Source organism: Paraburkholderia sp. (assembly GCF_036488505.1).
Classification (GTDB): domain Bacteria; phylum Pseudomonadota; class Gammaproteobacteria; order Burkholderiales; family Burkholderiaceae; genus Paraburkholderia.
The window spans coordinates 1-11,151 of the sequence record NZ_DASXHN010000080.1; the positions used below are offsets into that span (position 1 = coordinate 1).

Sequence of the window (11,151 nt, forward strand, 5' to 3'; positions counted from 1 at the left end):
CGAGATCGTCGAAGCCGAACAGCGTGCGCACGATTCGCAAGGCGCGGACTGGAATCACGAGGTGTTTCCGGTCATCAACGAGCTGCGCGCGCTGCTGCGTGAATGCGGCGCGCCGGATCGGGTAGTGGGCGCGGGTACCGGCGACACCGCGGTGATCCGCTTCTGGGATTCGCGCGAAGGCAATCCGCTGGCGAAGAGCTGATGGTGTTGAAGCTGGGAAGGCCGGCGTTGCGCGCCGGTCCGCACTGGTCCGCGCGCTAGCCGGCCGTTCGCGCCCGCTGCTCGATCGCCGCACACCCCCGCCGTTCAGGGCGCTGACGCCCGCGGCCGCGCTTTCCCGTCCAGCGGGAATTAGTCCATCTCCCCACGGTAGACAATTCGCCACGCCCGAGCGGCGATAATGCCGCGCGGCATTCGATCGCGCGCGAGTTTGCGCGCATCGACATGCGCGTCAGACTCGCCCGTGTACCATTGCGCTTTTTCTCAACTTCAAGAAACCCCCGTGACCACGCAACAAACCCCCGCCAACTCCCGTAAATCCCTCACTCTGCTGCAACTGCTTGGCCTGATCGGCGGCGCCGCTCTGATCGTGTCGATTGCGCTGAATCTGCTGCTCCAGGCACGCTAACGCGTCGGCTTTTTCGATATTCCGATTGCCATGTACAGGAAGGGCGTAGCCGTAGAAATCCAGTTTTCCCCCGAGCGTCTCAACGACGGCGCGGGCGATCCGTACTGGATCGATCTGACGCACGCTGAGGCTCAGCGCCTGCTAGAAAGCCTGCAAGCACGGCTCGCGGGGACCTGCAGCGGCACGTTCGCGCCGCTCGTCGTCAGTCTCGACGCGACGCCGCCGACAGTGGCGCCACACGCGGAACGCACTGAAGACGCGGAACACGCGGCGGTGACAGCGTCCGTGACCCGCGCCGCCGCCGGCGATTTCAAGCAATGGGTCTGCGTGATCTGCGGCTGGGTCTACGACGAAGCCGCTGGTTTGCCGGAAGAAGGGATTGCGCCGCGCACGCGCTGGGCCGATGTGCCGGCCGACTGGCGTTGCCCGTTGTGCGACGTCGGCAAGGACGATTTCGCGCTGGTGGAGTTTTGAAGCAACGCACAGCGGACCACGAAGCGCCAGCCTCCACACCGCTGTGGCGACGTGGCGGCTTGGAGGCAAAAGGCTTCGCAGCGCGAATCCCCACGCCCAGGCGCCACGCCTGAGTCCCGGCCTTAAGCTTCGCCTTGCGGGAAGTCCGCGCCCTCGGTCGTCGCCTTCCACGTGTCGAAGTCTTTGCGCATGAAGTCGAGCTTCTTATAGGCGAGCTCGAGCGCGGCCTTGCCGAGCAGCAGACGCAGCGGCGGCTGATCCGACAACGCGGCATCGATGATCGCCTGCGCGGCGCGCACCGGATCGCCCGCCTGGTTGCCGCTGCGGGCTGCGGTCTGCTTGCGGCGCTCGCCGGCCGTCGACGCGTATGCTTCGATCTGCGTGGCCGACTCTTTAATCGACGGCCCCGCCCAGTTGGTACGGAACGGCCCCGGCTCGACGATCAGCACGTCGATGCCTAGCGGCTTCACTTCGAGCGCGAGCGATTCGGATAGTCCCTCGACCGCGTATTTCGTGGCGTGGTAGTAGCCGGTCGCCGCGAAACTCGCAATGCCGCCGATCGACGACACATTGACGATCAGACCGCTGCGCTGCTCGCGCATGATCGGCAGCACCGCCTTGGTGATATCGACCAGGCCGAACACGTTGGTCTCGAACATCGCACGCACTTCGCTGTCCTCGCCTTCCTCGATCGCGGCCAGATAGCCGTAGCCCGCGTTGTTGACGAGCACGTCGACGCGGCCGAAGTGGCGCTTCGCCTGCTCGACCGCGCTGTCGATCTGCGCGCGATTCGTCACGTCGAGCGGCAGCACCAGTGCGCGCTCGCCGTGCCCGTCCGCGATGTCCTTCACTTTCGATGCATCGCGCGCAGTGACGACCGCGCGCCAGCCGCGTTCGAGCACGAGCTTCGCGAGCTCGCGGCCGAAGCCGGTCGAGCACCCTGTAATCAGCCAGACGGGATTGTCTCGATTCATCATTTGGCAAACTCCTGTTGATGGTCTACGACGTTTGACGACGCCGAAACGGCGCGACCGCGCGGCGTGCGCGACACGCGCCGGTGATCGGTGTGCGGGTGATGATGCAGCGTGAAGCGTGCCCGGGCTGCGCGGCGCACGCGCTGGCGGCGGCTCGCGAGAACGCACTTCGTGCAGTGATGCATGTGCCGCCATGACTGCTGAAACGGCTATGTCCGTCCCGGGCCGGAATGGCGTTTCAATTGTAGCCGCAGCGCGCCAGCTTCGCTTTGAAGCGCGCCGACGAAAGCGCTCGCGAGCGGATGCGCGGGCCTGTGCTCGGGATGAATCACGCTCACGCGTGTGGCTGCGCATCAACCCAGGCTGCGGGCACGGTCACAGCAACAACGACAACAGCCGGCCGCTCGCGCCAGAAGTGTTGATCGAGAACGGCGCCGCGCAGCTGATCCGGCACAGGCAGCATCGACGACCTGCTTGCGCTCGAAACATCAGGCTGCTTGTCGCATCAACGCTGGCGCTCAACGCGCCCGCACCGTGCGCGTGTACGACACGATCATCGTCGCGAATTCCTGCGCGGCCGGCGTCAGCGGAATCGCCGCACGTTGCAGCAGGCAGACGTTCTGCTCGACGCCGCGCTCGCGCACCGGCACAGTCGTGAGCACGTCCGCGAACGGTCCGCGCCTGGTGAGAACCGAGGATTCGAGCGACAGGCAATCGGTTGCGCTGACCAGATGCAGCGTTTCGTACAGGCCCTCGACGGTCGCGACGATCTTCGGCGGTAGCAGCCCATGAGTGTCGAACAGCTGGCTCAAGCGATTGACATGCGGTTGCTCGGTCAGATTCGGCGAGCGGGTCGTTACCCACGTGCAATCAGTGAGCTCGGCGAGCGAGTTCACCCGCGCCTTCGGGTGCCCTTTGCGGCACACGATCACCGGATCGGACCGATAGAGCGGCGTGACCGACAGATCGGCGGTGTCCGTGTGCTTCGACACCAGCGCGGCCGCGAAATCGAGCGTCCCTTCGCGGATCCAGGAAATCATCATGCGCGACGTGCCGGTGCGCAGATGCACGGCGACGCGTTCGAAGCGCGCGCGAAACTCCATCAGCACCGGCGCGAACGCGTCGACGAGCGGCTCGGTCGTCATGCCGAACGTGACTTCGCCCACGTGGTCGCCGCGCAATTGGCGCATGTCCTGCTCGGCGCGCTCGCATTCTCCGAGGATCGCGCCAGCCCGTTGCAACAGCCGCTGGCCAAGCGCGGTCGGCGCGATGCCGCGATTCGTGCGCGTGAACAGCGTCGTGCCGAGCATCGATTCGAGGTTCTGCAACTGCTGCGTGATGCCGCTTTGCGCAATGCCGAGCGCGCGCGACGCCGCGCGGATGCTGCCGTGCTCTGCGACCGCGGTAAACACCCGCAACTGCGAAATCGTCAATGCCATGACATCGAGGCCTGGTGATCGGTAAAAGTGATCATGATAGTCCGACTGTGACTTCTTCGAGGCGCCCGCGGCGCTTAGGATGACGCTGTCCTCATCCGCTCACCGTCCACCTACATGAAAACTCCGCTGATGGTTCTCTGCGCCGCGCTGGCTTTCAGCAGCGGCGCGTTCGCCGCTGACGCCCCCACGTTGCGCCTCGGCATCGATCCGACCTATCCGCCGATGGACTCGAAGGCCCCCGACGGCAGCTTCAAGGGCTTCGACGTCGATCTCGGCAACGAAATCTGCCGGCGCATTCATGCGCATTGCCAGTGGGTCGAGCTGGAGTTTTCGGGGATGATTCCGGCGCTGCAGGCGCGCAAGATCGACGCGATCCTGTCGTCGATGGCGATCACCGAAAAACGCGAGCAGCAGATCCTGTTTTCGTCGAAGCTGTTCCAGTTCAAGTCGCGGCTGATCGCCCGGCAAGGCTCGTCGCTCGCGCCCACCGCCGCCGGACTCGCCGGCAAGCAGATCGGGGTGCAGTCGGGCACGCAGTTCGAAGGCTATGCGCTGAAGAACTGGGCGCCGCTCGGCGCGCATGTGGTCGCGTACAAGAGCCAGGACGAAGTGTTCGCGGACTTGCAGAACGGCCGGCTCGATGGCGCGTTGCTCGGCACCGTCGAAGCGGATTACGGCTTTCTGCGCACGCCGGCGGGCAAGGGTTTCGCGTTCGTCGGCGAGCCGCTGTCGATGGGCGATCGCGGGGTCGGCATCGGCCTGCGCAAGGACGAGACGGCGGTGCAGGCGTCGATCAACGGGGCGATTGCGTCGATGCTGAAGGACGGCACCTATGCGCAGATCGCGAAGAAGTACTTCGACTTCGATCCATACGGCAATTGATCCGGCCGACCCACTTTCCTACTGCGACTTTCCGTTTATGAACAAGCAATCGATCCGGCTTCTGTCGCCGGCCATTGGCACGCAGCGCGAACTGGTGTCGTTTCATTTCGGCGCACCCGGGGCGCCCGAAGAAGGGCAAAAGATCTATATCCAGGCGTCGCTACATGCGGACGAAACCCCGGCGATGCTGACTACCGTGCTCCTCAAGCGCCGTCTGCTCGAACTGGAGCAGGCCGGCGCGCTGAGCGCGGAAATCGTGCTCGTGCCGGTCGCGAATCCGGTCGGGCTCGCCCAGTCCGTGCTAGGCCAGTTTGTCGGCCGCTTCGAGCTGGGCAGCGGCAAGAACTTCAACCGTCATTTCGTGCAGTTCACGAAACTGGTCGCGAACGCAAAAGAAGCGCTCGGTTCCGACGCCACGGAGAACCTGCGCATCGTGCGCGAACTGGTCGCCGCCGAACTCGCGCAGCAAAAGCCGCTGACCGAATTCGAGTCGCTGCAATTGGCGCTTTTGAAGCTCTCGTTCGACGCTGACGTGATCATCGATCTGCACTGCTCGCTCGAAGCGGCGATGCATCTGTACACGAGCGAGGCGGCGTGGCCGCAGTTCGAGCCGTTGTCGCGCTACCTCGGCGCGCAGGCATCGTTGCTCGCGACGGACTCGGGCGGCGGCGCGTTCGACGAGACCCATAGCCTGTTGTGGTGGACGTTGCAGCAGCAGATGCCGGCGAGCAAGCCGGTGCCCACGGGCTCGATTGCGGTGACGGTGGAATGTCGCGGTCAGCGCGACGTGTCGTATGAAGTCGCGCAGCAGGACGCGGACGCGATCGTCGATTACCTGACGTGGCGCGGGGCGATTCGCGGCGAGGCGAAACCGTTGCCGCCGCTGCTATCGGAGGCGACGCCGCTCGCGGGCAGCGAGCAATTCTATGCGCCGGTGAGCGGGATTCTGGTGCACCGCGCGAAGATCGGCGACACGATCCGTGTCGGCCAGCCTCTCTTCGATATCGTCGATCCGTTGACCGACGAGACGACCACGGTCGCGAGTCAGACCGAAGGGGTGCTGTATATGCGGCGCGCGATCCGCTTCGTGACGGCCGGGGCGCCGCTCGGTCGCGTGACGGGTACGCGGCCGGTCAGAACCGGCGTGCTGCTGGGCGCCTGATCGAGCGATGCGGGCGTGCCGCATCGAGCGGCGCGCCCAGCTTTCAGACGGCTGTCTTCCTTCCGCGCGATCAACTGATTTTGCAGTGTGGACCGCGTGCCGCCTATGCGGATTTCGCTGTGAGTCGCCACGCGCGACGCACGCTGTACCTCGGATGCGCATTATGCCGGCCTCGGCATACGCGGCGTGCTGGAAGCCCCGCTCGGCCGCGCTGCTAGAGCCTGACGCCGCCGCGATCGGGACCGGCGAGCGGCCCGCATCGGCCATTTTTTCGACCGAGCGATTGTGCGGATTTAATCTCTTTCGGTTACGAAAAAGCCCAAGCTTGCCCAAAAAGAAAGATTGATACTGGCTGCCACTATCAACGCGTGTCGGCGCGGCCGGCTTTTTGCAGGAGATGAATTCAATGAGCAACGCGATCCAATGGAGCGGTGTGTTCCCCGCCGTCAGCACCCAGTTCAAGCCTGATTTTTCGCTCGACGTCGACGCAACCCATCGCGTGGTCAGCAATCTGGTCAAAGATGGCGTGTCGGGCCTCGTGGTCTGCGGCACGGTGGGCGAAAACACGTCGCTTGCCACGTCGGAAAAACTGCAGGTGATCGAGGCCGCGCGCGATGCCGCCGGCGGCAAGATCCCGGTTATCGCGGGTGTCGCCGAGTTCACGACCGAGTTCGCGCGTCAGACCGTGCGCGAGGCCGCCCGCGTCGGCGTGGATGGCGTGATGGTGATGCCGGCGCTCGTCTATTCCGCCAAGCCGCACGAGACCGCCGCGCATTTCCGCTCGGTCGCGACCAGCACCGATCTGCCGGTGATGATCTATAACAACCCGCCGATCTACAAAAACGACGTCACGCCGGACGTGCTGATCGCGTTGCAGGATTGCGAGAACATCGTCTGCTTCAAGGATTCGTCAGGCGATACGCGCCGTTTCATCGATCTGCGTAACGCGGTGGGGGATCGCTTCGTGCTGTTCGCGGGCCTCGACGACGTGGTGGTCGAAAGCATCGCGGTGGGCGCGCAAGGCTGGGTGTCGGGCATGTCGAACGCGTTTCCGAAGGAAGGCGAAACGCTGTTCCGGCTCGCCACGCAAAAGCGGTACGACGAAGCGTTGTCTCTCTATTGCTGGTTCATGCCGCTGTTGCACCTCGACGCGCGTCCGGACCTCGTACAGTGCATCAAGCTGTGCGAGGAACTGCTCGGCCGAGGCAGCGCGGTCACGCGTCCGCCGCGGCTCGCGTTGGAGGACGACACGCTGGCCGCAGTGAAGGAGATCGTCGCCAACGCGCTGGCCACGCGTCCGACGCTGCCGGACGTCGGGCTCTGAAACGCACCGGACCGCACTGAATACCTGCCCCCGTCCCATCGACGGGCGGGGGCGTCTTCTACCCGCTCTTCAACACCCAGAGCGATAAGCGCTAGCTCACCACCAGCACCGGCGCGACCGCCGCCGGATCGCTGATGCTCGGACGGCCATTTTCGACGTGACCGGCAATCCGGCGCGAGAAGCTCGGATCGTCGCTACTCGTCACGGTCAGGTCATACCAGTGATGGCTCGACGCGAGCACCCACGCTTCGTCGATCGACAAGCCAGCCGGCACCAGTACGGGACGCGCGCGCGCGCCGTAAGCGTTGTCGATCACGTTCAGGCGCGCAATGCCGCCACCGCTGTTCGTGAACTTGAGGAACACATTGCCGTTCGCGACATCGTATTGCACCGTCACTTCGGGCTGTGCCGGCTTGTTGAAGATGCCGCCGAGCAAACCGCCGCCGTGCGAACTGTGCGCTTGCGCCTGCGGGTTGCCCGCAAACTTGCGCACGAAGCCGTTCGGACCGAACACTTCGAACGAGTACACGCCGTTCGTCGAGCTGAGATCGAACGTTTCGCTGAGCGACTTGCCCGCTTCGACCGTATAGCGCCATGGACCATCGGTGCGGTTCGATGCGTACACATAGAAATGCGCGCCCTGCGCGCCGGTATTGCCGAACGTGATCTGAAAGGTGTTTTTGCTCGCATTCGCCGAGCCGTTCACGTGCAGCTCATACGGCAACGCGCGCGCGAAACGGATGCCCGGTTCCTGCGCATCCACCGGAGCCAGCGTCGCGGGCACCGTCGGCTTCGGCTGCGTCGCGCACTGGTTATCGGCGATGCTCATGTAGTTGCTGGTGTCCGGCAGCGGCGGCATCGTCGAATCCGGCGTGCGGAAATCGAAGGCGGTGGTCAGGTCGCCGCACACCGCGCGACGCCATGCGGTGATGTTCGGCTCGTGCACGCCGAAACGCGCTTCGATGAAGCGAATCACCGATGTATGGTCGAACACCTGCGAGCAGACGAAGCCGCCCTTGGTCCACGGCGACACGATCGTCATCGGCACGCGCGGGCCGAGGCCGTACGGCAGGCCGTCGGCGGTGTAGCTGCCGCCGCGCAGCGGATTGACGACGTCGTGGATTTCGCCGTCGGTCGTGACCGTCGACTGTCCCTGCGCGGCGGTCGTTGCCGGTTGCGGCGGCACGAGGTGATCGAAGAAGCCGTCGTTCTCGTCGTACATGATGAAGAGCACGGTCTTGCTCCACACCTCGGGGTTCGACGTCAGCGCATCGAGAATCTGCGACGTGTACTCGGCGCCATACGCGGGCGTGTAGCTCGGGTGCTCCGAGTACGCGGCGGGCGGGCACAGCCACGACACCTGCGGCAGCTGGTTCGCGAGCACGTCGGCCTTCAGGTCGTCGATCGTGCGCACGGTCTGCGCGCGCTGATAGAGCGGCGAGCCAGGCTGCGCGTTGATGAAGTTCGTGAAGTTCTGCAGGATGTTGGTGCCGTAGTTGCCGTTCAGCGGATCGGCGCCGGTCAGGCCCTGCTGATAGATCTGCCACGAAATGCCGGCGGCTTGCAAGCGTTCCGGATAAGTCGTCCACGATAGCAACTGGTACTTCGGCGGCTGGTCGCCGTCGACGAAGTCGTTGTTGTCGAGCAGCGGTCCACCCATCGTGCCGGTCGGATCGACCATGCCGGTCATCAGATACGCGCGGTTCGGGTGGGTCGGTCCCGGCATCGAGCAGAAATACGCGTCGCACACCGTGAACGCATCGGCCAGCGCGTAGTGGAACGGGATGTCGCTACGCAGGTGGTAGCCCATCGTCATATCCGTCTTGTACTGCGGCCATTGGTTGTATGCGCCGTTGTTGATCGCGTAATGGGTCGGGTACCAGTTGTGATCGAGATCGCCGAGACACTGCGCGCTGGTCGTCTGCGTGTTCAGATGGAACGGCAGCACCGGCTTGGTCGGGTCTTCCTTCGACGGCTGATACCAGACCGGCTGCTGGCCGCCCGGCAGCGGAATCGGGAAGCGGTCGTTATAGCCGCGCACGCCGCGCAGATGGCCGAAGTAGTGGTCGAACGAACGGTTCTCCTGCATGAATACGACGATGTGCTCGACATCGCGGATCGTGCCCGTGCGCGAGGACGCGGGTATGGCGAGCGCATTGCGGATCGACTCGGGCAACGCGGTCATCGCGGCGGCGGCGCCCGCCGATGAAGCCACGGTCTGCAGGAAACGGCGACGGCTATTTGATGTCATCGGATATCACCTTCTGCGTAGGGAAAGAGTAGCGCGCCACGCGCGCGCCGGTGGAAAGCGATTCGTTGCGCAGTACTGGTTGCCGGCTAATTGCTGATGCTGTCGCCTGGTGCGTAGCGCATTACCGGTGCGATCTGCTGGTTGTCAGCCGCGAGATTGGCCTGCATGTTCTGCGCGATCGGATCGGACGCGGCGTTTGCGATGATCGCGGCGCTGTTAGCCGTGTTGTTAGCCGTGCTGTTCGTCGCGCTGTTCATTGCGCTGTTCGCCGCGTTGTCGGCCGCGCGAAGTGGCGCGCTGCCGTTCGCGGCGGAGTCCGTTGGGGACCGCGTTGTGGGGTTCGTCGTTGAAGCAGTGCTCGCGGACGATCCATCGTCCGCGCCGCAACCATTCAACGCGATCGTTGCAAAGGCAAACAGTGTTGCGCTCGCGATGAGCGTCGCTTTTGTCATGTCGGCATCCGGTTCGGTGAAAGCGGATGCAGTCTCTAATCGTTTCGAGAAATAATTGTGAAACGTTTGCGCGCGGCATAACTTTCGTCAATCCGTCGGTTTATCGAAAGCGAATGGAAAGCGGCGAGAAGGACAATGGACACGGTATCGCCATCCAGCACATCTGCGTTATGGTCTTGTGTATGAGGTCTTCGCAGGGACATGAATCACATGACGCGCATCGAATCACCGTTCGAGCCCGCGCGGCTCGACGACGAATGGCTGGAAGCGGACGGCTTCGGCGGTTTCGCGTCGGGCACGCTCGGGATGCCGCGCACGCGCCGCTATCACGCGTTGCTGCTCGCCGCGACACGCGCGCCGGGTGGACGAATGGTACTCGTCAACGGCGTCGAGGCGTGGCTCGAAGCGGGCGGGCAGCGTCATCCGTTGACCATGCAGCGCTATGGGCAGGATGTGATCTATCCGGATCTGCGGGGCAGTCTCGTCAGCTTCGATACGTCGCCCTGGCCGACCTGGCGCGTGCGGGTCGATCCGCGCACGGTGGTGGTCGCCGAAGTGTTCGTTAGCAAGGCGACGTGCGAAACGGTGCTGCGCTGGCGGTTCGAAGGCAGCGATCTCTATGCGGCGGTGCTGAAGATCAGGGCGCTGCTGTCGGGACGCGACTACCACGCGCTGCATCATGAGAATCCCGCGTTCAACTTCGATGCACGGACGAGCGGCGACACGTCGTGCGTGAGTTGGCAACCGTATGGCGGCGTGCCGGTCATCCACGCGGCAACGAACGGCACTTACGCGCACGCCCCCGACTGGTATCGCAACTTCTACTACGCGCGCGAGCAGGAGCGCGGGCTCGACTGCAATGAAGATCTCGCGACGCCCGGTGTATTCAGCTTCGATCTCGCCGCTGGCGATGCGGTCATGATTCTGAGCGCGTCGCCGCCCGGCGCAACGGCGACGGCCAACCAGAACGACCGCACCCAGGCGGCCGCGCACGCAGTGGACCTCGCGCACACCGAGCAGCAACGCCGCGACGGGCTCGGTTCGCGTCTGCAGCGTTCCGCCGACGCCTACGTCGTCACGCGCAACCAGGGCCGCACGATTGTGGCGGGCTTCCCATGGTTCACCGATTGGGGCCGCGATACCTTCATCGCGATGCGCGGTCTGCTGATCGCTTCGAACCGTCTCGACGACGCCGAAGCGATCCTGCTCGAATGGTCGGGCACGCTGTCGGGCGGGATGTTGCCGAACCGCTTTCCCGATTACGGCGATGCGCCCGAATACAACTCGGTCGACGCATCGCTATGGTTCATCGTCGCGGTGCACGACTATCTGGCGACACCGCACGCCAGTGCCGCCACACGCGCGCGCTTGCAACAGGCCGCCGAAACGATCCTCACCGGCTACACCAACGGCACGCGCTACATCATCGGCGCTTGTTCCGATGATGGACTGCTGCGCGCCGGCATGCCCGGCGTGCAGCTCACCTGGATGGATGCGAAGGTCGGCGACTGGGTGGTCACGCCGCGTATCGGCAAGCCGGTCGAGGTGCAGGCGCTATGGATCAA

The 11,151-nt window shown here is 64.5% G+C and carries 10 protein-coding genes and 1 pseudogene; 8 read left to right on the plus strand and 3 right to left on the minus strand.

The window, feature by feature from the left end:
• The 3 genes and pseudogenes from VGH68_RS04340 to VGH68_RS04350 all read left to right on the plus strand — a co-directional run.
• A pseudogene (locus VGH68_RS04340) lies at window positions 1-202 on the plus strand (aromatic ring-hydroxylating dioxygenase subunit alpha); the annotation flags it as partial.
• A 300-nt stretch (window positions 203-502) separates the two neighbouring features.
• Window positions 503-628, plus strand: coding sequence for a hypothetical protein (locus VGH68_RS04345; protein WP_331602269.1), 126 nt, complete (start codon window positions 503-505; stop codon window positions 626-628).
• 30 nt (window positions 629-658) lie between these two features.
• Window positions 659-1,102 carry a rubredoxin gene (locus VGH68_RS04350; RefSeq protein WP_331602270.1) on the plus strand — a complete coding sequence of 148 codons (444 nt, stop codon included), beginning with the start codon at window positions 659-661 and terminating at the stop codon, window positions 1,100-1,102.
• 122 nt (window positions 1,103-1,224) lie between these two features.
• Here the strand turns inward: VGH68_RS04350 and VGH68_RS04355 are convergent, their stop codons facing one another.
• Together VGH68_RS04355 and VGH68_RS04360 are read right to left on the minus strand one after the other, a co-directional pair.
• Window positions 1,225-2,079 carry an oxidoreductase gene (locus tag VGH68_RS04355; RefSeq protein ID WP_331602271.1) on the minus strand — a complete coding sequence of 285 codons (855 nt, stop codon included), beginning with the start codon at window positions 2,077-2,079 and terminating at the stop codon, window positions 1,225-1,227.
• 515 nt (window positions 2,080-2,594) lie between these two features.
• A complete protein-coding gene (locus VGH68_RS04360) occupies window positions 2,595-3,515 on the minus strand; it encodes a LysR family transcriptional regulator (RefSeq protein WP_331602272.1) in 921 nt (306 codons plus the stop codon).
• Between the two features lie 114 nt (window positions 3,516-3,629).
• Here VGH68_RS04360 and VGH68_RS04365 point away from each other — a divergent pair, with 114 nt between their 5' ends.
• The 3 genes from VGH68_RS04365 (at window position 3,630) to VGH68_RS04375 (ending at window position 6,883) form a co-directional block, all read left to right on the plus strand.
• Entirely contained in the window at window positions 3,630-4,397 is a 768-nt protein-coding gene (locus VGH68_RS04365) for a transporter substrate-binding domain-containing protein (RefSeq protein ID WP_331602273.1), read from the plus strand.
• Between the two features lie 37 nt (window positions 4,398-4,434).
• The gene (locus VGH68_RS04370) at window positions 4,435-5,559 is read left to right on the plus strand and encodes a succinylglutamate desuccinylase/aspartoacylase family protein (RefSeq protein WP_331602274.1); all 1,125 of its coding nucleotides are present in this window, start codon (window positions 4,435-4,437) and stop codon (window positions 5,557-5,559) included.
• A gap of 406 nt (window positions 5,560-5,965) precedes the next feature.
• Window positions 5,966-6,883 carry a dihydrodipicolinate synthase family protein gene (locus VGH68_RS04375; protein WP_331602275.1) on the plus strand — a complete coding sequence of 306 codons (918 nt, stop codon included), beginning with the start codon at window positions 5,966-5,968 and terminating at the stop codon, window positions 6,881-6,883.
• Window positions 6,884-6,974: 91 nt separating this feature from the next.
• Here VGH68_RS04375 and VGH68_RS04380 read toward each other — a convergent pair whose 3' ends face one another.
• Window positions 6,975-9,134, minus strand: coding sequence for a phosphocholine-specific phospholipase C (locus VGH68_RS04380; RefSeq protein ID WP_331602276.1), 2,160 nt, complete (start codon window positions 9,132-9,134; stop codon window positions 6,975-6,977).
• Window positions 9,135-9,335: 201 nt separating this feature from the next.
• On the opposite strand from VGH68_RS04380, the gene VGH68_RS04385 reads away from it, so the two are divergent.
• Complete coding sequence (locus VGH68_RS04385) at window positions 9,336-9,641, plus strand: hypothetical protein (protein ID WP_331602277.1); 306 nt, start codon at window positions 9,336-9,338, stop codon at window positions 9,639-9,641.
• Window positions 9,642-9,796: 155 nt separating this feature from the next.
• On the plus strand, window positions 9,797-11,151 hold a 1,355-nt coding region (locus tag VGH68_RS04390), incomplete at its 3' end, for a glycogen debranching enzyme N-terminal domain-containing protein (protein ID WP_331602279.1).